Origin of the sequence: Microbulbifer yueqingensis, assembly GCF_900100355.1 — a bacterium.
Lineage (GTDB): Bacteria > Pseudomonadota > Gammaproteobacteria > Pseudomonadales > Cellvibrionaceae > Microbulbifer > Microbulbifer yueqingensis.
The window spans coordinates 230,560-252,842 of the sequence record NZ_FNFH01000002.1; the positions used below are offsets into that span (position 1 = coordinate 230,560).

Below are 22,283 nucleotides of genomic sequence, written 5' to 3' on the forward strand. Positions count from 1 at the left end.
CCTCTCCTGCACCAGGTAAAATTCTACGTCGCCGGCGGTGACCCTTTCCCAGCCTATATCGTAAGCACCATCCTCTGCATCGATTGGGTCCGGAATCTCAGTTATTTCCGGCTGTCCGGGCTTTTCCAGTGTATTGACCAGGATGCTGATAGTTTCGCTTTCAGTCTGTAAACCTTTACAGCAGTATCCGTTGGAACCATACCAGAGGCTGACCACACTGGCCTTATAGTAATAACGACCATCATCTCTCTCGACAGGAATCTCAAAAATGCTGCTTGAGCTCGCGAGCTCCGTCTCAAGTTCTGTCCAACTTACCCCGTCTTTTGATTCAGAGACATAAAAGTTATATTTGTAGAAGCTACAGCCATCGGGGCAATATTCACTGGCCTTGACCCTGACGGTATAAATTCCATCATTGCTTTCAGAGCCGTCATTAATAGAGATGGACGGCGGGAAACCCTCAAAGGTCGTGGGATTACCCGTATAGCTCGTCTGCGCCGAAGCCATCGCTATAAAGCATGTGCACAACAACCCACACATGATCTTGATGGCGATTAAAAAAGCACTTCCCCGGAATCCCTTGCCCATCTAACTAAAGCCTTCTCGTTTTCTTGCAGGCATACGGCCGAACAGGCGCACGCCCTCTATCTTTAGAAATACTGTTTTTTGTGTGAAATGCTGGTTACCGGCACCTGGTCACCGGAACGCAACCCTGTCGGATCAGTCCACCTTTCTGTGCCAGAGCAGGCGGTCACCAGCCACGTCTTTTCTCGCGTCCAGCGCGAATACCAGGTTGTTTTCGGTGTGAAAAACCAACCTTTCACCCGACAGCGCAGGTTTGGCGGTCAGGGTTACCTGCCCGGGCAGCTCGTAGTGCCACAACTGTTCACCCCCACTGACACTCAATGCATAGACATGGCCCGCGTGAGTCGCGACGAAGACGGTGCTTCCATCCGAATGAAGCAGCGGGCTCGCTGTCACCGCGCCCTGCGTGCTGAATCTCCAGAGGACTTCCTTATCACCTGTCAGGGACAGGACCATGCCATCCTTTCCTTGCAGCCCGCGCCCAGTAACATTGGAGCCGAAAATTATTCTGTTGCCTGTTACCACGGCCTTGCCCATCACGAGGCCAGCGTCCTCAAGCACCCATTCCACTTCTCCACGGGGATTCACCTTGTAGAAGCTCCCATCGAACCCGGCAACATAGGCGTAACCTTCATCAGTCACTGTCAGCGAGGTGGCGATATGCTCCTGCACGGGGATAGTCGGAGCCGTCCACAGCTCCGGAGGAGCCGGGACGTCGAGCGTTACCTCGACGCGACGGGTAGTTTTACCGGCCGGACCTTCAGCGGTCAGTGTGTACCGCGTAGTGATTTGCGGAGATACCTCGAAGGTCGCTTCAGTAGCGAGCGCTGTTACCGGCTCACTCTCATCGTCAGCCGCGAGGGAAACCACACTGGCTCCTTTTACCTGCCAGCGAAGCTCCACCCGCTCCCCGGGAGTGCCGATCACTGCCGGAGAGGCGATAAATGTCTCGATGGAAACCGCCGGGAAACTGTTTTCGTCCCCGGGATCACTGCCAGCGGCTATTTCCTCCGCATCGTTGATGCCATCACCATCTGTATCGCGCTGGTTTGCAGCACAGCCGTTGCCGTCAGCAATCTGGGAGAGGCCCGTTTCAGGGCAGGCGTCGGCGTAATCGGCAATAGTATCGCCATCGGAATCCAGAGCCGTGGTGACCTCTGCTGCACTCGTATTGCCTGCCATATCCTTTACGATCGCTGTCAGGGTGATCGCAGCATCATCGCTAACCGGTGCAGAGAGATTACAGATCGCTTGCCCTCCGCTTATGTCACAGCTTTCGATGGGTCGGCCGTCGAGGCGAACTTCCAGGCTCTCGCCATCCAGAGCGAGGTTATCCGAGAGAACCAGCTTCATGTCTGGCTGCGACTCACGCAACAGGGATCCATTGGCGGGGGCGACAAAGCTTATTTCCGGGGGCGTCTGGTCTAGGCTGACGATTATCTCGGCCGAACCTGTGTTACCGGCCAGGTCTGTTGCACTCCCACCGATCAGCTGGTTCGGGCCATCGCCCGCTACGCGTTGATCTTCCGTACAGCTCTCGATACCACTCAAGGCATCGCTACAGCTGAAGCTGACGGTTACCGGTTCCCGGTGCCAGCCTGCGGAATTTGGCGGTGCCGATAAGGTGGCCTGGACAGAGGGTGGCGTCATATCAATATTCAGGGTCACTTCGCTTTCTGCGAAGTTCCCTGCGATATCTGTGGCGCTGGCAGTTATCGGCTGGGCAGCCCCTTCCTCAGCCAGCTCCACCGTGTCCGGACAAGTCGCGACGCCACTGAGCAAGTCCTCGCACTGGTAGCTGACGGTCGCGGGCCCCTTGTGCCAGCCGGCGCTATTCGCGGATGGGCTCACCGTGGCCTCTATCGCGGGAGCAGTTTTATCCAGGCTGACAGCGACCTGCGTCTCCGCGCTGTTGCCGGCAACATCGATGGCCGCACCCATAACCTGCTGTGCAGCGCCTTCCTCGCTCACCGTCACGGGGTCAGTACAGCTGGCGACGCCACTCAGGTCGTCGGTGCAGGTGAAGGTGACCAGCACATCGCTGTTATGCCAGCCGGCCCCATTGGCATCGGGAGAGATCGCAGCGGCTATCTCCGGCTTTACTTCATCGATACCGATCACTTCTACCCGAAACCCACTGCCCGGCCTGCCAGCAAGGGTGATTTCGAGGGAATTCTGCAGCTGCAGGGAGAGCGGTACTTCAAGAAACTCAGCCTGCTTCCTGAAATCGCGGTTACTGAGCACGGTGGAGCCGTTCACAGCCACAGAGCCGGCTTGGACCGCCGATTCGGCCCCACTGCCGTTATAGATACGAAGGAAGTAATAATCGCCCGCTTTCGGGGCGCTGAAGGGGATGGTTTTGGGAGCCGGTTTGCCGCGGTCCCGCGTGACTGCATGCTCTCCGGAAACCGGGAATTCCCCGGCCGAGACACCCGCCGCAATACCCGTAGAGAGCGCCAGCGCGCCCAATTTGAACAGTGATTCCCCGAAATTCGCGCGCACGCGCGCCAGCAGCCGGCCAAAATCGTGCCCTGGCATACTCCCCCCAAAACAAAACGGTAGTGATTCTTATCTAGGAAAATTTGCTAACCACGGCACAATTTTCGCGCCAGCATGGTACATATTTCCTCTGAAAACACAATGTGAACGCCAAGGGGATTACATTCATGGCGCGAAATTCTTCATGTTTTGTTTGATTGAACTTTTAGACAGGTTGATTCCTGCCAGCCAGGAGAGAGGAAAGCGGAGGAAAGAGATACAGGAAAATCGCCGACGGAAGATCCCAACCAGAAAATTGAAATATTTCGAATATTTTTTGGTGTAATTAGTCGAACGCCGATTGGTGTTCAATTATCCGCGCACACGGTCTCATTTCTTTACCTGGCAGGACGCGACAAGGCCCGAGCAGTAACGGCGGGAGAAAAGTGACGTCGATGCTTTCGCTGTTGCCGGGCCTAGCCGAAGTCCTGCTTCTCCATCCACGGAATGATCCGCTCGAACGCCCGCTCTATCTGCTCGATGGAAGTGGCGTAGCTGAAACGCAGGGCGTTGCGGCAGGACTCGCCGAAGGTATCTCCGGCGATGGTACAGACCCCGGTTTCGCGAAGCAGGCGCAGGGCCACGTTGTTGCCGTTTACTCCCTCGGGCAATGCGGGGAACAGGTAAAAGGCCCCTTCCGGCACATACCCCTCCAGGTAGGGCGTATCCTCCACCAGCTGTACCAGCCGGTCCCGGCGGGCCTTGTAGGTGGCGATGATGTCCTTGATAAAGCTGCGGTCGCCGCGCAGTGCAGCCACGCCGGCCCACTGGCAAGGGGTGTTGGCCACTGTGGTGGTGAACATGTGGTAGCGGCGCAGCTTGCGGATGGCGCCCTGGCTGGCGATCAGCCAGCCGATTCGCATGCCGGCCATGCTGAAGGTCTTGGAGAAGCTGCTGATGATCATCACGTGATCGAGGTCCGAGCAGCAGGACAGTACGCCGGCGTAATCCCGGTCGTAGACCAGGTGATCGTATACCTCGTCGCTGATCACGTAGATACCGCGGTAGGCCGCCTCCTGCACGATTGTCTCCACGGTCTCGCGCGGGTAGACGGTACCGGTGGGGTTACTGGGCGAGTTGAGCACGATCGCGTGGGTGTTGGTGTCGATCGCGTCGATCACCTCCTGCGGGTCCAGCTGGTGGTTGTTCTCCGCTCGCGTGGGGATGTACTTCACCTCGCCGCCGTTCATGCGGATCAACGGTGCATAAAGCATGAAGGAGGGGTCGGGCACAATAAACTCGCGCCCGGGTGCAGACACCGCCGTCAGCGCCAGGTAGATGGCCTCGGTGGCCCCGGTGGTAACGAGGATGTTTTCCGGGGATATCTCCCGCCCGTAACGCTCGCCGTTGTAATCCGCCAGCGCCTCCAGCAGCTCCGGCAGACCCGCATCCATGGTGTAGCCGGTCTGCCCCGCCTCCAGCGCGTCGATGGTAGCCTGGATCACATGGGGCGGCGCCGGCGCGTCCGGCTGGCCGATGGACAGGTGGATCACATCGTCCATGGTGGCCGCGAGGTTGACCATCTTGCGGATACCCGGCACCGGTATGGTGTGCAGCGCCGGGTTCCAGATCGGGTCCTCGGACTCGTAGAAATCGAAATCCAGCCGGCTCACACCTGCACTCCCGCTTCCGCGCCTTCGTAGAACAGCGCCGGGCGCCTGTCGGTGAGCGGCGCGGCCAGCTGGTAGGCCTGGGCGGCGCGCAGCACGGTGGCGTCCTCGAAGCGCCGCCCTACCAGTTGCAGCCCGATGGGCAGCCCATCACTGGCAAAGCCGCAGGGTACCGAAATAGCCGGCTGGCCTGTCATGTTGAAGGGATAGGTATAGGGCGTCCACGACGGCCAGCGGGTACTGGGCCAGTCTTCCGGCACCTCCCGCCCGGCCTTGAAGGCGGTGATCGGCAGGGTGGGCGTCAGCAGCAGGTCATATTTGCGATGGAAATTCACCATGCGTTCGCACAGCACCATGCGATCGTTGGTGGCGCCCAGGTAATCGAGCATTGACAACTGCGCGGCCTTTTCGGATACGGCGACCAGCTGCGGGTCCATCTTCTCCCGCTGGCGCTTGCCCAGGTCGCGCAGGGCGTTGGCGGCACCGCCATAGAAAAGATGGCCGAAGGCAGCGAGCGGATCGTCGAAGCCGGGCGCCACTTCCACCACCTCCGCGCCCAGGGACTGCAGCAGGTGGGCGGCCTCGCGCACACTTTCCTCAATCTCCTGGTCGACATTCACATAGCCGAGAGTCGCGCTGAAGGCGATTTTCAGCCCCTGCAGCAATTCGCCCGGCTCGCCACGGATGGCGCCCAGGTAATCGATATTACGCCGGGGTATCGCGTTGGTATCGCGGTCGTCCCCCTCGCTCAGCACATTCATCATCAAGGCGCAATCGGCCACCGTCCAGGTCATGGGGCCAGCATGGGCCAGGGTGCCGAAGGGACTGGCGGGCCAGTGGGGCACCTCGCCAAAACTCGGCTTGAGCCCCACATGGCCGCAGAAGCCAGCGGGTATGCGGATAGACCCGCCCGCATCGGTGCCGAGTGCCAGCGGCCCCATACCCAGCACCACCGCTGCCGAGCTCCCGCCGCTGGAGCCGCCGGCGGTCTTGTCCGGGTCCCAGGGATTCGACGTCACACCGTCGATGGGATTATCGGTAACACCCTTCCAGCCGAATTCGGGGGTGGTGGTCTTGCCGAGCGGCACGTAGCCATTGCGGTCGAGTGCCGCCACACAGGGGGCCTGCTTGTTGAGCGTCGAGTCCGGGTCTATGGTGCGCGAGCCCTTCAGCGTCGGCCACATGGGCGTCAGGAACACGTCCTTGATGGCCACGGGCACGCCGTCGAGGAGGCCGCGGGTGTCACCGGACTGGTAGCGCTGCTCCGAGGCCCGGGCGAATTCCAGCGTCGTCTCCCGGTCCACCAGGCAATAGGCATTCACTGCCGGATTGCAGCGCTCGATCTGGTCCAGCAGCGCGCTCGTCACCTCGACCGGGGAAAATGACTTGTCCCGGTAACCCTGCAGCAATTCCAAAGCCGTCATGCTGGCGAAATCGTTCATCGGCGCGCCCTCTCGCTTGTATCTTGTTCTTGGATTGCCACCCAATCCTAGTACCAGATGGCGCCAATTCGGGCGTATTCTCGTGGACTCAGGCGCCCCGATTTGTTTCTTGTGTACCAGCTGACGCAGTCGAGCTCACCCCGGCCCTCCTCATGCGAAATTAGACGCCATCAGAGCTTTCGCCGACGCAATCCGCGTAGCGAACCTGGAAACCGGGAATATTGTTTTTTGTGACAAAAATCACAATTGCGGAGTGCACTTCAGGCTGGAGACAGGAAAGATCGGTTACCTTAGGCGCCGCAATCATCGCGAACAGGAAACAATCGTGAACAGGACACTACGGATTATTTCTGCCGGACTGCTGGCACTGGTGCTCGGTGGCTGCGCCACCATGAGCGAGGAGGAGTGCATGGTCGCCGACTGGCACGCCATCGGCTACGAGGACGGCGCCGCGGGCCAGCCCGTCGCCCAGCTGGGAAGACGCCGCCAGGCGTGTGCCGAGTACGGCGTACAGCCGGACAGCGCAGCCTACCGTGCCGGGCGCGACGAGGGACTAGAACTCTACTGCACCGAGATGCGGGGGTTCCGGCTCGGCCGGGCCGGTGGCAGCTATAACGGGGTATGCCCGGCGGACCTGGAAGGACTCTTCCTGCACGCCTACGAGGCCGGGCGCGAACTGTATGTGGCCCGTAGCGCGGTCAATGAGGTTTCCCGATCCATCGACCACAGGATCGACGAGCGCGAGCACATCCTCGACGACATTACCGAGATGAGTGCGCGGCTGATCAGCGACGAGGCCACCCGCGAGGAGCGGATAACCCTGCTGGCGGATATCGCGCGACTGAAAGAGCGGCACACGGAGCTCGGGATCGAGATCGACAGCCTGGAACACGAACTCGCCATGCGTGAGGCCGAGTACCAGGAAGTACAGCTCCGCTCCCCCTACCAGTGAGCCAGTGGGGTAGGGGCCAGTGAGCCAGTGAGGTAGGGGCCACAGCCGGCGGCGGGTGCACCGTCCCGGCTGAAGCGGGGGCGGCTATTTCAGCAGGCCCTCGTCCACCGCGCGCTGCAGTCGCTTTTCCATCTCCTCCCACAGGGCACTGCTGCCGAGCCCGATACGGCTGTTGAGCCCGAACACCCGCTCTCGGGGAATCTGGTGCTCGCGCCACGAATGGCCCCCCCCGTGCAGGTTGTGCAGCAGCGGCGGCACCCGGTCGATGGCGCGGGCAAAGCGGGCCTCCGCGCTCTCGCCCGCCTCGAACTCCTGCCACAACTCGAAATAACCGGCCCGGACATGCTCGGGCAACAGCGCGAGTATCCGCTTTACGCCCTGCGCCTCGTGATCCTTCTGGGCCGCGGTTTCGCTGGCATAGATGATCTTGTCCCCGGCATCGATCTCGCCCAGGTCGTGTATCAGCAGCATGCGGATCACCCGGTCGATATCCACCGGTTCATCGGCGTAGTCTTTCAGCATCAGTGCTGCCAGGCAGACATGCCAGCTGTGCTCGGCAGAGTTCTCATAGCGATCCAGGCCCACCGGGCGGGTGTGCCTGATCACATTTTTCAGTTTTTCGATCTCGACAATAAAGTCGAGCACCTGTGCTATTTCCCGCATCCAGTCCTATACCTGTCCGCCGGCTGATTCGCGCCGCCACTCCCCCGCAACGTTGTACCCATGCCGCTCTCGGTCATGCCTGCGGCTCGGGCATTTCCACCTGCAGTTTCTCCGCCCAGGGCCGGATATCCTCCATGATCGAGGGATACAGCTCGACGCCGTCGTGCAGCTGGGTCGAGCGCTGGGCCCAGGCCCGCTGGCCCGGCACCCGCACCTCGCCGTCACCGTCGCTGCGATTGCTCTCCCACAGCTGGCACAGGGCCCGGGTCTGGCGCAGGAAATTCGCCTCTGTGCCGAAGGCGCGGGGGTCGATGACCTGCAGGAACACTGAATTGGCCTCGCCGTCGTCGGCCGACGACGCATCGGCGCGACCGTAGCCGCCGAGTCCCATTGACAATACTTCCAGCATCGCGCTGAGCGCCGCTCCCTTGTAGCCGTGGTCCGCGCCGCCCACCGGCAGGATACTGCCTCCTTCCTGGAATGCCGCCGGGTCATCGGAGAGCCGCCCTTCGCTGTCCTTCAGGCAGGGCTGGGGCAGCTTCCTGCCCTCGCGGGCGGCCCGGGCCACGTAACCGCCGGCGGTCACCGACATGCTGATATCGAACAGCAGCGGGTACTCGCCGGCCGGCGCGGCGAAGGCCAGCGGGTTGGCGGAAAACAGCGGGTCGCGCCCACCCTGGGGCGATACCGTTCTCTCCGCCGGGGTGGAACAGGTGAGGATGCCCACGCAACCCGCCTCGATTACCGGTGGCAGGTAGGCCGCGAGGCAGGCGATATGCTGGCTGCGGCGGATGGTGGCGGTCACCACTCCGTGCTCCTCCACTCGCCGCAGCGCCTGGCCCACGGCCTGCGAAAGCACCCATGGCCCGGGCAGGAACTCCGCGTCCCAGTTGAAGCAGTTACCCCGGTCGGCCAGTACGCGGGGCTCTCCCTCCGTGCGCGACTCGCCACTCTCGAGCCAGCCCAGGTTGTGAGGTACACGGTTCATGCCGTGCGTGGTGAATCCCAGCAGGTCCGCCTGCAGGAAAATATTGGCCATCACCGCGGCCCGGTCTCCGGCGAGCCCGGCCCGCTGGAACAGCTCTGTGGAAAACTGGTGCAGGTCTGCGGCGGCGTAACGGCTACCCATGGCATCCTCCCTGTTTATTGATTACGGCTACTGAATGTAGTCTCTGCGGCCCGGCTAGTGATCGCTCACCTTGCCCCGCAACGATTTGATTTGCCCGCGCCGGGTCTTCTTCTTCAGGCGGCGCTCCTTCGAGGCCCGGGTGGGCCTGGTAGGCACGCGGTGCTTGCGGCGCCGCGCCGCGTGACCGAGCAGGTCGGCCAGTCGCTCCAGGGCATCCGCGCGGTTTTTCTCCTGGGTGCGGAAGCGCTGGGCCTTGATCACGATCACGCCGTCGCTGGTGATCCGCTGGTCCTGCATACCAAGCAGCCGCAACTTTATCTCCTGCGGTAATGAAGAAGCGGCGATATCAAATCTCAGGTGAATCGCGCTGGCCACCTTGTTGACATTCTGGCCGCCGGCGCCCTGGGAACGCACCGCGTGCATTTCCACCTCGTCGAGGGGAATCGAGATTTTGTTAGAAACTTTTAGCATGTCAGACTTCGTTTTAATACAGCGCCTTCATATCAGAAATTCTTGTCTATGCTGAGACCGTAAGGCGCAAAAGTTCACCTTACCAGTGCCGGCATTCAGGTGGTATCCGCACGATGATGAAAAACAACGCCCGAAAAGCCCATTTCGATCCCCCGGTATTCTACACCTCGACGGCCGTCCTCCTGCTGCTGGTCCTCTATGCAGTGGTCTTCCCGGAGGCCGCCACCAGCCAGTTCAAGGACCTGCAGGCCTGGATTATCACCAACATGAGCTGGTACTACGTACTGGTGGTGGCAGTCATCCTGATCAGCGTCATCGTAATCGGCATCTCCAGGCTGGGCGAGATCAAGCTGGGCCCCGAGCACGTCGAGCCCGATTACGGATTCGGCTCCTGGTTTGCGATGCTGTTCTCCGCCGGCATGGGTATCGGCCTGCTGTTTTTCGGCGTGGCGGAGCCGGTGATGCACTACCTCAACCCGCCTGTCGGCGCCACCGGTACGGTGGAGGCCGCACGCCAGGCCATGGTGCTTACCTTCTTCCACTGGGGCTTCCACGCATGGGCGATCTACGCCATCGTGGCGATGATCCTCGCCTATTTCAGTTACCGCCACCACTTGCCACTGACCCTGCGTTCTGCCCTGTACCCGATAATCGGCGAGCGCGTGCACGGACCTATCGGCCATGCGGTGGACATCTTTGCCATCGTCGGCACCGTGTGCGGTGTGGCCACCACCCTCGGCTACGGGGTACTGCAAATCAACTCCGGCCTCAATCACCTGTTCGGGCTGCCGGTGAGCAGTGGCGTGCAGGTGGTGCTGATCATCGTCACCACCATCCTGGCCACCATCTCTGTCGTTATGGGGCTTGATGCCGGCATCAAGCGCCTGTCGCAACTGAACATGACCCTGGCGGGAATACTGCTGGTGATGGTGCTGCTCCTCGGCAGCACCGTCTACCTGTTGCAGGCGTTCGTACAGAACTTCGGCAGTTACCTGTCGGTGCTGGTCAACAAGACATTCAATCTCTATGCCTACGAACCCACCGACTGGCTCGGTGGCTGGACCATCCTCTACTGGGGCTGGTGGATGTCGTGGTCACCATTCGTGGGACTATTCATTGCGCGCATTTCGCGGGGGCGAACGATTCGCGAATTTGTGGTGGGCGCCATGCTTGTGCCCGCGGCAGTCACCCTCATATGGATGACATTCTTTGGCAATTCCGCCATCCACATGATCCTCGATGAAGGTATCACTCAGCTGGGCGAAGTCGTGGCAAAAGACCAGTCGGTGGCCCTGTTCCAGTTCCTGGAGCAATTCCCCTTCTCCGGGGTCTTCTCCTTCGTCGCCGTAATCATGGTGGTCGTCTTCTTCGTCACCTCCGCCGACTCCGGCGCGCTGGTGGTGAACATGCTCTCCTCCCACGGTCGCGACGATACACCACTGTGGCAGCGTATCTTCTGGTGCTTCCTGATCGGCGCCGTCGCCATCGCCCTGCTGCTGGCGGGGGGCCTGGGCTCGCTGCAGACTGCCGTCATCGCCAGCGCCCTGCCTTTCTCCGTCATCCTGCTGGTCGCCATCTATGGGCTGGTCGCAGCCCTGCGCACCGATACCGTCAAGCGCATTACCCAGTCGGCGCCGGTATCCCCGATCAGTGCTCGCAACCCGGTGAGCTGGCAGCGGCGGCTGAAGAATGCCCTGCAACTGCCCTCGCTGGAGGACGTCAGGGAATATATCCGCGAGGTGGGCAAGCCCGCCTTCCACGAGTTTGTCGACGAGATGCAGAAGAACGGCTATTCGGCGCGGGTCACGGAGTCGGAAAACGAGTCGGTGAAACTGGAGGTCCAACAGGGCGAGGAAATCAGCTTTGTGTACGCGCTGTATCCGAAGGTCACCCTGAAGCCCGATGCCACCGATGCCGACAAGGCCCTGGACGACGCCCACGATGACGGTTCCCCGGACACCTATTTCCGGGCGGAGGTCCACCTGTACGAGGGCGGCCAGGATTACGACGTGATGGGCTGGACCAAAGAGCAGTTGCTCACCGACATGGTGTCCCAGTACGAGCGCCACCTGCAGTTCCTGCATACGCTCCGCTGACAGCGGTAGGGGAAGCATGCACAATGGCGCTTTTGCCGGGAGACCTGTGCATGGCCCGATTCCGCACCCCGCGGCTCACACTGGACGAGTTCACCGAGCGGGATACGGCTCCGGTGCTCGCGGTGTTGAACGATCCCGACTTTATCCGCAATGTTGCTGACCGTGGCGTCCGGAGCGAAGCGCAGGCACGCGATTACCTCCGCGCTACCATCCTGCCCTCTTACGGTCGGCACCGCTTCGGCATGTACCGTGTGCGACTGGCGGACGGGGCCGATATCGGCATGTGCGGCCTGGTGAAACGCGAACAGTTCGAGCACCCTGATATCGGCTTCGCCTTCCTCCCACAATTCCGCAGCCGCGGTTATGCGTTCGAGGCCGCTTCGGCCGTGATGCAATTCGCCCGCGCAGGGCTCGGCCTGAGGGTGATCTACGGACTCGCCAACCCGGACAACCGGGCATCAGTCAGCCTGCTGGAAAAACTTGGCCTGCGCCTCCGGGACCGGGTCCGCATGGCGGGCGACGCCAGCCCGGTTTTGCTGATGGCGTGGGAAACGGGAGAAAGCTGACAGGCCCGCTGCAGGACCACAAAAAAGCGGGCGGATATCAGGGATATCGCGCCCGCCAGGGATGGTGAAGAGAGTCTTTGTTGATACGGGCGGGCCGCAAGCGGCCCACCCTGGCTTACCGGCGATGTCAGTGTGCGCTGGCCTCACCCGCCCCTTTCGGGAAGCGGATGTCTGCAACCATCGCCTGCACATCCCGCGGTGCTTCCGAGGTGAAACGCGCCACCGCGACAGCCACGGCGAAGTTCAGCAGCATACCCAGGGTACCGATGCCCTCAGGCGAAATACCGAACCACCAGTTCTCGGGGGTGTTGGCCGCGGGGTTCACGAACTTGAAGTAGATGATGTAGGCCGCCGTGAAGGTGATACCGGAAACCATGCCCGCGATGGCCCCTTCCTTGTTCATCCGCTTGCTGAAGATACCCAGGATAATGGCGGGGAAGAAGGACGACGCCGCGAGCCCGAATGCGAATGCCACCACCTGCGCCACAAAGCCCGGCGGGTTGATCCCCAGGTAACCGGCAATACCAATAGCCACCGCCGAGGCAATACGTGCGTAGCGCAGCTCCTGCTTGTCACTGATATGTGGCATGAGGTTGCGTTTCAGCAGGTCGTGCGAAATTGAGGTGGAGATCACCAGCAGCAGGCCCGCCGAAGTGGACAATGCCGCGGCGACGCCACCGGCAGCTACCAGTGCGATCACCCAGGCCGGCAGGTCGGCGATTTCCGGGTTGGCGAGCACCATGATATCTCGATCGATATCCATCTCATTGCGCTCGTCGCCGGAGTAGAACATCTTGCCGTCGCCATTCTTGTCCTCCCAGCTGATCAGGCCGGTATTTTCCCAGTTACTGATCCAGCCCGGCGCCTCCTCGTAAGCGGTGCCCTGCGCATCCGGTCCGTTGATCGTGTCGATCATGTTAACCCGGGCGAAGGTGGCGATAGCCGGTGCAGTGGTGTAGAGCAGTGCAATGAACAGCAGTGCCCAGCCGGCTGACTTGCGTGCGTCGCGCACCTTGGGCACGGTGAAGAAGCGCACGATCACGTGCGGCAGGCCCGCGGTACCGACCATCAGCGCGGCGGTGATGAAGAATACATCGATGGTGCTCTTGGTCCCCGATGTGTATTCGGCAAAACCCAGCTCCGTCGACAGCCCGTCCAGTTTGTCCAGCAGGTAAGTGCCGGAACCGTCATTCAGTTCTGCGCCGAAACCGATCTGCGGAATAACGTGGCCGGTCATCATGATGGAGATGAAGATGGCGGGCACCAGGTATGCGCAGATAAGCACGCAATACTGGGCCACCTGGGTGTAGGTGATGCCCTTCATGCCGCCGAGCACCGCATAGAAGAATACGATACCCATGCCGATGATCACGCCCGCGGTGATATCAACCTCCAGGAAACGGGAAAAGACCACCCCGACGCCGCGCATCTGGCCCGCCACATAGGTGAAGCACACGAATACGGCACAGATCACTGCAACGGTGCGGGCAGTATTCGAATAATAGCGATCCCCGATAAAGGCGGGCACGGTAAACTTGCCGAACTTGCGCAGGTAGGGTGCCAGGCAGAGCGCCAGCAATACATAGCCACCGGTCCAGCCCATCAGGTAAACGGCACCGTCATAACCCATGAAGCTGATCAGGCCAGCCATGGAGATAAACGAGGCCGCCGACATCCAGTCGGCCGCTGTGGCCATGCCATTGGCCAGCGGGTTGACGCCGCCACTGGCAACATAGAAATCCCGGGTGGAGCCCGCGCGCGCCCAGATGGCGATGCCGATATAGAGGGCGAAGGTCAGCCCCACGATAATGAATGTGAGAGTTTGAATATCCATGACCCGCTCCTAGTGTGTGTATTCTTCTTCGAGGGATTCACCGAGCTCTTGCGGCTCTTCGTGGTCCTCGTGCACGTTGTACTTGCGATCGAGTTTGTTCATCTTGATCACATACACCACGATCAACGCCAGGAACACATAGATGGAACCCTGCTGGGCAAACCAGAAGCCGAGCTTGAAGCCGCCCAGGCGGATGGCATTCAGTTCGTCGACCAGCAGGATGCCGCAGCCGAAGGAAACCGCGAACCAGATGGCCAGCAGGGTGAACATCAGGCGCAGGTTCTCTTTCCAGTAATCCTCTGCATGTTTTTCGCTTTCGAAACTCATGATTGATCTCCAGGTTTATTGTTATCGCTTTCCGGGCCTAGAAAGTATATTTGACGGAAAACTGCAGGCGCTGCAAGTCACCCTCGTCGTCCAGCAGTGCTCCGCTGCCATTCTCCAGCTGTTTGCTGGCAAAAATGTACTCGCCACCCAGGGTCATCTTCGGCACGGGAGAATAGAGCAGATTCAGCTGGGCGCTGCGGTATTCACTGGCCACAGTATCCGCGGCGTAGTCCGGGTTGTCCGCGCTGCTCATGGACAGCACCAGGTTACTGCGCCAGCGCTCGCTCCAGAAATGCCGCAGGGCCAGGAAACCACCGGACTGGTCGATCAGCTCGATCTCGCCGTTCGCATCGATGATCCCTGCCCGGTAGCTGTTGAGGCCCATATAGCGCCCCAGCGCATTGCCGTAGCTGTACATCACACGGATATCGTCGCTGCCCAGCTGCAGCTTGCCCGCCAGGCTCACCGCATAGCCGCGGCGGGATTGCTGGCCCAGCAGGCTGTCGTAGGCCAGCTCGCGGCTCATGGACGCTACCGAATAACTCAGGGCACCGGCGCTGTTGTTGTAGCGCATCACGATATCCGGCGTGCCATTGTCGTCGTAGGGGTTTTCACTGCCGTTATAGAGCGTGGTGGCCGGATTTTCCGCCGCGAGCTGCACGCTGCCATTGCCGAGCCGCTGGGTGAAGCGCAGTTGCGGCTGGCGTGCGAAGACGGCACCGGCGGGCCCGACAAAGTCCATCCCCTCGGGTAGTGCGCCCACATTGAAAAATGTCGACCAGGTCTGTCCGGCCAGCAGCGAGCGGCTGCCGTCGATATCCCAGTCAACGTAGGCATGGCGCAGGCGCTGGGCCGAGGAATTACTGATGCGTTCATCTCCCTGGCCGCTGGCCATGGCATCGATCTCCAGGTGGGTATTCACCTGGCCGGCGCCGAACCTGGTCTGGGTCTTGACGAACAGCCGGGTCGACTTGGCGTGGGCGTGGTACTTGGCCTCGCCGCTCTCGCCCCCGACAGGGATGGTAGAAGGGACCAGGAAGTCCTCGCCGATGCCCACCGTGGCCGAGTCGCCATCGGAATAATCGCTGACGGCGCTGTCCAGCTTCACGAAACCGCCGATTTTCAGCTGGGTCTCGCCATCGGCAGGTTGTGCCGGCTCGGGATCCCGCACAATTTCCTGCGACTGTTGATTGCGGGCCTCTTTTGCCTGTTCGGCCAGGGTTTCCACCTGGGCCTGCAGTTCCTGGATGCGCAGCTGCAGCTCCTCGTTGCTGGGTGATTCGGCTGCACTGGCCATACCCGCGGCGGAACAGGCGAGGACACCCGCCGAGAGGCGGGCCATCAATTTTTGTGTGGTTCTGGTCATAACCTCTCCCTCATCGGTATTTGACTGCACGTCGTTCGAGCGCAATCAAACCCTGTCCTGGCCGCCAGTGGTATTAACCATTGGTCTAAACCAGGCCCAAACTAGACCAATGTCTAAGTCGGGATCCGGCCCAACATTTATTCAGCCATCACTGTTTCGACCTTTGTCTAATACGCGCAGGTAAGCCGCACTGCCAGAATGCACTGCAATACGTATAACTCCATCGATTGAACCAATCGCAAAATATCGAGGCAGTGCAAGATGACAGAACCAACGCTCTACCCCGTCCCCGGGCCGTATGCCGGGAAAACCCTGCTGGATGAGCAGGGCTACCTCGAAATGTACCGGCGCTCGCTTGAAGACAGCGAGGGCTTCTGGCGTGAACAGGCCCAGCGGCTGGACTGGATCAGGCCATTCACCCAGGTCAAGGATGTCTCCTTCGCCCGCGATGACCTGCATATCCGCTGGTTTGCCGACGGCACCCTCAACGTGGCCGCGAATTGCCTCGACCGCCACCTGGCCGAGCACGGAGACGATACCGCCATCCTGTGGGTGGGGGACGAGCCGGGCACCAGCCGGGAAATCAGCTACCGGGAACTGCACAGTGAGGTGTGCCGCTTTGCCAATGGCCTGAAATCCCTGGGTGTGCAGCGCGGGGACGTGGTGACCATCTACATGCCGATGATTCCCCAGGCGGCGGTAGCCATGCTTGCCTGCGCCCGCATCGGCGCCGTCCACTCCGTGGTGTTCGCCGGCTTCTCCCCGGAGGCTCTGGCGGGACGCATGGACGACGGCCAGTCGCGGGTGGTGATCACCGCGAACGCCGGCCGGCGGGGTGGCCGCTCGGTGGTGCTGAAAGAGAACGTGGATCGCGCCATCGCACTGTGCAAGGAGACCACCGTGGAAACCGCGGTGGTGGTCAATTACACCGACGATGCGGTGAACATGCAGCCCGGCCGCGACGTGGACTATGGGGAACTGCTGGCGGCGCAGGACGAAGACTGCCCGCCGGAGGAGATGGGCGCGGAGGATCCGCTGTTCATCCTCTACACCTCCGGTTCCACCGGCAAGCCCAAGGGGGTGCTCCACAGCGGTGGTGGTTACCTCACCTATACCTCCCTCACTCACGAATACGTATTCGACTACCGCCGCGGCGAGCGTTTCTGGTGTGCCGCCGATATCGGCTGGATTACCGGCCACAGCTATATCATCTACGGCCCGCTGGCGAACGGCGCCACCACCGTCATGTATGAAGGGGTACCCAACTATCCCGATGTGACCCGGGTGGCGCGTATCGTGGATGAGCACCAGATCGACGTGCTCTACATCGCTCCCACGGCTATCCGCGCACTGATGGCCGAGGGTGACAGGCCCACCGAGGGCGCCGACCTCTCCTCCCTGCGCCTGCTGGGCACGGTGGGGGAGCCGATCAACCCGGAGGCCTGGCGCTGGTACCACCGCAATTTTGGTCGCGGCCAGTGTCCGATCGTAGACACCTGGTGGCAGACGGAAACCGGCGGCGCACTGCTGACGCCGTTACCCGGCGCCACGGCGCTGAAGCCCGGCTCCGCCACCCGTCCCTTCTTCGGCATTCGCCCGGCGCTGGTGGACAACGACGGCAATATCCTGGAGGGCGCGGCCGAAGGCAACCTGGTGCTGCTGGACAGCTGGCCCGGACAGATGCGCACGGTGTTCGGCGACCACCAGCGCTTCGCTGACACCTATTTCAGTACCTTTCGCGACATGTACTTCACCGGCGACGGGGCGCGACGGGACGCCGATGGTTACTACTGGATCACCGGGCGGGTGGACGATGTGCTCAATGTCTCCGGCCATCGTATGGGCACCGCAGAGCTGGAAAGCGCGCTGGTGGCACACCCGGCGGTCGCCGAGGCGGCGGTGGTTGGCTTCCCCCATGACATCAAGGGCCAGGGCATCTACGTGTACGTGACCCTGAACAGCGGGGTGGAGCCCAGCGAGGAAATGCACCGCACCCTGCGGGACTGGCTGCGCAGCGAGATCGGCCCGATCGCCACCCCGGATGTGATCCAGTGGGCGCCGGGCCTGCCGAAGACCCGCTCCGGCAAGATCATGCGCCGTATCCTGCGCAAGATCGCCGCCGACGAGTACGACCAGCTGGGGGACATCTCCACCCTCGCGGATCCCTCCGTCGTGGAGCAGCTGATCGACAACCACACGCGGCTGGCTCAACCCGCCTGAGCCCCTCCGCGCACCCGGGAGGGGCGGCGTTGTCGCCCCTCTCCCGCTCGACCCCGTTCTCTCCCGGCCACCAGGCACTACCGCTCCAGCCTGGCGGGTCACGAACGGGGCGCACTACCAGAGCCAAACCGACCATTCCTGTCGTACACTACGCCGTAGATTAGCCAGAATAATGACAAGGGCTCGACAGAAGCCCAAAAGATGATGAGGGCGTTATGGGCATTCAATCCGACTCCCACCCCGTCGGGCGCAAGTTTATTGTCGCCGACGACCACCCCCTGTTTCGCAGTGCCCTGCGGCAGTCCATCGGCCAGGCCTTCCCGGACGCGGTCCTGGAAGAGGCGCACGACATGGAGAGCCTGCAGGAGTGTGTGGCGGCCAACGAGGACTGTGACCTGCTGTTGCTCGACCTGCACATGCCGGGCGCGCACGGCTTCAGCGGCCTGGCGTTCCTCACTGGCCAGTATCCCCAGCTGCCGGTAATGGTGGTTTCCGCCAATGAAAAACCGGAGATCATGTGTCGCGCCATCGACTACGGCGCCTGCGGCTTCCTGCCCAAGTCGGCACCGGCGGAGACCATCGCCGCGGCCCTGCACCGGGTGCTGGCGGGAGAGATCTGGCTGCCGGAAGGTGTTTCCGCCGCCTGCGCGCAGCAGGAATCGGCAGCCGAAGCCGTCGCCGATGCGGTGGCCACGCTTACCCCGCAGCAGTTCCGGGTGGCCAGCATGCTGGGCGAGGGGCTCCTCAACAAGCAGATCGCCTACGAGATGGACGTTACCGAAGCCACGGTGAAGGCCCACCTGACCGCCCTGTTCCGCAAACTGGGGGTCAATTCACGGACCCAGGCGGTGCTGGCACTGAACAGCCTGGATGTGGAGCCCCCGGGCCAGTTCAGTCCACCGCCACGGCAGCCCGCGCCCGCCTGAGCCTCCGCACCAGGTTGCGCAGCGCGGCCGGCTTGACCGGCTTCGGCAGGTAGTGGAGCCCGGCCCGTTGCGCACTATCGCGCACCGGCCCGGAGATGTCTGCGCTGACCAGGATGCCCGGCACCCGCCGCCCCCACTGACCCGCCAGGGCCTCGAAGGCAGCCACCCCGGTCTGCTCTCCGTCGAGGTGGTAATCCACGATAGCCAGCTCCGGCGGAGGCCCATTGCGATATATTGCTTGCGCCTCTACCAGCGAGCGGGCCGTGGCGACACGGCAGCCCCATCCCTCCAGCAGGCTCTGCATGCCCCGCACGATGGCCTCCTCGTTGTCGATGCAGAGCACCCGCAATCCCTCCAGGCCGCCGGGTCCGGTGGTGTCCCCGGCGGGCTGGGCCCGCTTCGGCACGGTGGTAACGGCGCCCAGGGGCACGCGGATGGAGAACATGGAGCCGCGCCCGGGCGCAGAGCGCAGGTCGATGACGTGCCCCAGCAACCCCGCGCTGCGGCTGGCGATCGCCAGCCCCAGGCCGAGCCCCTTGTCCGCGCTGCGGTCGACGGAGGACAGGCGCACGAACTCATCGAAAATCCGTTCCTGCTCCCCGGCGGCGATACCGGGACCGGTATCCCACACCTGGATTTCCACCTCCCCCCGGCGCCGGCGCACCCCCACCAGCACCCGCCCGCGCCGGGTGTAGTGCAGCGCGTTGCTGAGGAAATTCTGCAGGATCCGTCGCAGTAACTGCCGGTCGCTGCAGACCCAGGCAGAGGTGCGGGGATGGCGCAGCTCAAGGCCGCGGGATGCCGCGATCGCCCCAAACTCGGTGGCCAGCGCATCCAGCAGCTCGCTGAGGGGGAAGCCCTCCCGCTGGGGTGTCAGCTTGCCGGAATCCAGGCGGCTGATTTCCCGCAGGGCGCCGATCAGCTGCTCGGCGGAGTCGAGGGCGCTGTCGATGCTGGCGATATCGTGCATGGCCTGGGGCCAGTCGGCCCGCGCCGCCTTCTGCTGGGCCGAGGCGATGAACAGCCGTGCCGCGTTGATAGGTTGCAGCAGGTCGTGGCTGGTGTGGGCGAGGAAGCGGGACTTGGCGGCATGGAGCTCGGCGAGCTCGGCGGTGCGCTGTTCCACCCGCTGCTCCAGGGTGCGCTGGTTCTCCTCGAGGGCATCCACGGCCGCGCGGTAGTCGCTGATGTCGGTAAAGGTGGTGACGAAACCGCCCCCGGGCATGGGTGTGCCGCGCACCTCGACGATGATGCCATTGGGGAGGCGCCGCTCGAAGCGGTGGGCGCTGCCGTGGCGCAGCAGGTCCAGCCGCCGCGCCACCTGGGCCTCAAGGTCGCGCGGGTCACCGCCATAGAGCCCGCGCTCGGCGTTGTGCCGGTAGAGGCGCTCGATCGGGCAGCCGATATAGAGCAGGCGCTGCGGGTACTCGAACAGCTCCATGTATTGCTGGTTCCAGGCCACCAGGCGCAGGTCTGCATCCACCACGCTGATGCCCTGGCTGATGGTCTCCACCGTGGTCTGCAGCAGCTCCTGGCTGAAACGCAGTTTCTGCGAGGCACCGTCCACCAGCCGCGCGATGTCCTCCACCTTGAGCGGACGGTTGCGGCGCAGCAGGTCCACCACCTGGTGGGCGGTGGCGGAACCGATCACCCCTGCCAGTACCGCCTCTGCCTCACGCACGGCGAATCGGGGTGCGTGGTCGTCCGGCAACAACCTTTGGCCGGAGCGCTGCTCGAAGCCATGCCAGAAGCCGTCCAGGCGCTCGCTGCCCACGAATGGCTGCATCAGGCTGCGCAGCTGTCCCATGGGAACGCTGGTGGGGGCCAGCTCCGCACTCTCATCCAGCACTCGCTCGCCGCTGCCCACGAACGCCTCCGCCTGAAGGCGGTCCCGCGCGCCGGGGCGACTGAAACGGGAGACCAGAACGAACAGGCAGATATTGGCCAGCAGGCTCCAGAAGACCCCGTGGCTCAGGCTATCGAAACCGCCCAAGCCGAGAAGTTGCTGGGGCCGCAACCAGCCGATCCCAGCAGGCCCTGTCTCCAGCCACGGCTGGCCGGGAAAAATCACCGGCAGCACCAGGCAGTAGAACCAGAGCGCATAGCCCGCCATGAGCCCCGCCCAGACGCCATTGCGATGGGCGCGGCGCCAGTAGAGACCCGCCACCAGTGCCGGCGCCAGCTGGGCCGCGGCGGCGAATGACAGCAGCCCGATCGGCGCCAGGGTATCGAGGCCGGTAATGACGCGGTGCACTCCCCACGCCATCAGCATCAGCAGCATGATGCTCGCGGTCCTTACCTGGCGCAGGTGGGTACCAAAGGAAACCGCCGACAGGCGGGAGTAACGGCTCAGGTAGAGCCATACCGGTCCCACCAGCTCGTTAGAAATCATGACCGCCAGGGTCACCGCCGCCACCACGACCATGCCGGTGGCGGCCGAGAAGCCGCCCAGGTAAACCAGGGTGGTGAGCACCGTATTGTCCGCCGACATCGGCAGCGTCAGCACCAGGCTGTCAGGCGATAGGCCCTGGTCCAGCAGGGGCTGGCCCGCCATCGCGATGGGCAGTATGAGGACGGCGAACAACAACAGGTAGAGCGGCATCAGCCAGCGTGCCGCCTGCAGGTCCCGCGGCCCCCGGTACTCCACCACCGCCATGTGGAACTGCCGCGGCAGGCATATGATCGCCGCGGTAGCCAGCAGCGTCTGGGTGAGGAAGTTGGCGTCGACCTGCAGCGGGTCCCAGCGGCGCGCCAGCACCTCCCCGGAGGCGAGCGCCTCTCCCAGCAGGGCCCAGCAGGCGAACGCCGCCAGGGCCGCAAAGGCCAGCAGTTTTACCAGTGACTCGAGCGCGATGGCGGCCGCCAGCCCGCGGTTGCGCTCGCGGCCCTCCAGGTGGCGGGTGCCGAACAGCACGGCGAACAGCCCCATCATCAGGGCGGTGGCCAGGGCGGTATCGAGGCTGGGGAAGGCATCTGCGGTGTCGGTGCCACCGACCGTCTCCCAGGCCATGGTCACCGCCCGCAACTGCAGGGCGATATATGGCAGGGTGCCCACGAGCGCCAGCAGCGCCACCAGCGCCGACAGGCCGCGGCTCTTGCCGTAGCGGGAACCGATGAAGTCAGCAATAGAGGTGACTTTCTGGCGCTCGCCCACCATCACCAGGCGCTTCAGAAGCGGCATTCCGAACAGGAAGAGGAGGATGGGACCCAGGTAAATGGGCAGATAGCTCCACGTATCGCTGAGCGACTGCCCCACTCCACCGAAGAAAGTCCAGGAACTGCAATAGACCGCCAGCGCCAGCCCGTAGACCAGCGGCCGCATGCGGGTGCCGTCACCCACGCGCCGGTCCGCCCGCCAGGCCACGGTGAACAGCACTACCACGTAGAGCAGCGCAAAGAACAGCAGGAGGGGCTTGCCAATCATCAGTCAGTCCAGTGGGGGCGCCCGTGCGCAGAATTCATCACACCACCTTTTATAACCGATGCCGGGCGGCCGAGGCTATTAGCGGATGGTCGCACCCGTTTTGACAAGTGCGGCCGCTGGACTAGGCTGCAACA

Annotated in this window: 15 protein-coding genes; 5 read left to right on the forward strand and 10 right to left on the reverse strand. The window is 62.7% G+C overall.

Features of this window, described 5'->3' with window-relative positions; all coding sequences use genetic code 11:
* Positions 1-720 precede the first annotated feature (720 nt).
* The 3 genes from BLT26_RS04835 to BLT26_RS04845 form a co-directional block, all read right to left on the reverse strand.
* Complete coding sequence (locus BLT26_RS04835; RefSeq protein WP_091509450.1) at positions 721-3,123, reverse strand: outer membrane protein assembly factor BamB family protein; 2,403 nt, start codon at positions 3,121-3,123, stop codon at positions 721-723.
* 416 nt (positions 3,124-3,539) lie between these two features.
* Complete coding sequence (locus BLT26_RS04840) at positions 3,540-4,736, reverse strand: pyridoxal phosphate-dependent aminotransferase (RefSeq protein ID WP_091509454.1); 1,197 nt, start codon at positions 4,734-4,736, stop codon at positions 3,540-3,542.
* A complete protein-coding gene (locus BLT26_RS04845; protein WP_091509457.1) occupies positions 4,733-6,175 on the reverse strand; it encodes an amidase in 1,443 nt (480 codons plus the stop codon). The genes BLT26_RS04840 and BLT26_RS04845 overlap by 4 nt, the downstream gene beginning before the upstream one ends.
* 325 nt (positions 6,176-6,500) lie before the next feature.
* Between BLT26_RS04845 and BLT26_RS04850 the strand changes: the two genes are divergently transcribed.
* Positions 6,501-7,127 carry a DUF2799 domain-containing protein gene (locus BLT26_RS04850; RefSeq protein WP_091509461.1) on the forward strand — a complete coding sequence of 209 codons (627 nt, stop codon included), beginning with the start codon at positions 6,501-6,503 and terminating at the stop codon, positions 7,125-7,127.
* Positions 7,128-7,211: 84 nt separating this feature from the next.
* Here the strand turns inward: BLT26_RS04850 and BLT26_RS04855 are convergent, their stop codons facing one another.
* The 3 genes from BLT26_RS04855 to arfB form a co-directional block, all read right to left on the reverse strand.
* Complete coding sequence (locus BLT26_RS04855) at positions 7,212-7,790, reverse strand: HD domain-containing protein (RefSeq protein ID WP_091509465.1); 579 nt, start codon at positions 7,788-7,790, stop codon at positions 7,212-7,214.
* A gap of 73 nt (positions 7,791-7,863) precedes the next feature.
* The gene (locus BLT26_RS04860; RefSeq protein ID WP_091509469.1) at positions 7,864-8,919 is read right to left on the reverse strand and encodes an Ldh family oxidoreductase; all 1,056 of its coding nucleotides are present in this window, start codon (positions 8,917-8,919) and stop codon (positions 7,864-7,866) included.
* A gap of 54 nt (positions 8,920-8,973) precedes the next feature.
* Complete coding sequence (arfB, locus tag BLT26_RS04865; protein WP_091509473.1) at positions 8,974-9,390, reverse strand: alternative ribosome rescue aminoacyl-tRNA hydrolase ArfB; 417 nt, start codon at positions 9,388-9,390, stop codon at positions 8,974-8,976.
* A 113-nt stretch (positions 9,391-9,503) separates the two neighbouring features.
* Here arfB and BLT26_RS04870 point away from each other — a divergent pair, with 113 nt between their 5' ends.
* Both BLT26_RS04870 and BLT26_RS04875 read left to right on the forward strand, forming a co-directional pair.
* The gene (locus tag BLT26_RS04870; RefSeq protein WP_091509477.1) at positions 9,504-11,486 is read left to right on the forward strand and encodes a BCCT family transporter; all 1,983 of its coding nucleotides are present in this window, start codon (positions 9,504-9,506) and stop codon (positions 11,484-11,486) included.
* 50 nt (positions 11,487-11,536) lie between these two features.
* A complete protein-coding gene (locus BLT26_RS04875; RefSeq protein WP_091509480.1) occupies positions 11,537-12,052 on the forward strand; it encodes a GNAT family N-acetyltransferase in 516 nt (171 codons plus the stop codon).
* A gap of 127 nt (positions 12,053-12,179) precedes the next feature.
* Here the strand turns inward: BLT26_RS04875 and BLT26_RS04880 are convergent, their stop codons facing one another.
* Genes BLT26_RS04880 through BLT26_RS04890 form a run of 3 tightly spaced genes read right to left on the reverse strand, consistent with a single transcriptional unit; the run spans position 12,180 to position 15,579 of the window.
* Positions 12,180-13,886: a sodium:solute symporter family protein gene (locus tag BLT26_RS04880; RefSeq protein ID WP_091509484.1), complete on the reverse strand. Its 1,707-nt coding sequence runs from the start codon at positions 13,884-13,886 to the stop codon at positions 12,180-12,182.
* A 9-nt stretch (positions 13,887-13,895) separates the two neighbouring features.
* Entirely contained in the window at positions 13,896-14,213 is a 318-nt protein-coding gene (locus BLT26_RS04885; protein ID WP_091509488.1) for a DUF4212 domain-containing protein, read from the reverse strand.
* A 37-nt stretch (positions 14,214-14,250) separates the two neighbouring features.
* Positions 14,251-15,579 (reverse strand): DcaP family trimeric outer membrane transporter, encoded by a 1,329-nt coding sequence (locus BLT26_RS04890; RefSeq protein ID WP_217631372.1) that lies wholly within the window; start codon positions 15,577-15,579, stop codon positions 14,251-14,253.
* Positions 15,580-15,840: 261 nt separating this feature from the next.
* Between BLT26_RS04890 and acs the strand changes: the two genes are divergently transcribed.
* On the forward strand, positions 15,841-17,799 hold the full coding sequence (gene acs / locus BLT26_RS04895) for an acetate--CoA ligase (RefSeq protein WP_091509494.1): 1,959 nt from the start codon (positions 15,841-15,843) through the stop codon (positions 17,797-17,799).
* Between the two features lie 215 nt (positions 17,800-18,014).
* On the forward strand, positions 18,015-18,725 hold the full coding sequence (locus tag BLT26_RS04900; RefSeq protein WP_091509500.1) for a response regulator transcription factor: 711 nt from the start codon (positions 18,015-18,017) through the stop codon (positions 18,723-18,725).
* On the opposite strand, the gene BLT26_RS04905 is transcribed toward BLT26_RS04900, so the two are convergent.
* The gene (locus BLT26_RS04905; protein WP_091509504.1) at positions 18,691-22,149 is read right to left on the reverse strand and encodes a hybrid sensor histidine kinase/response regulator; all 3,459 of its coding nucleotides are present in this window, start codon (positions 22,147-22,149) and stop codon (positions 18,691-18,693) included. The genes BLT26_RS04900 and BLT26_RS04905 overlap by 35 nt on opposite strands.
* Positions 22,150-22,283: the final 134 nt, after the last annotated feature.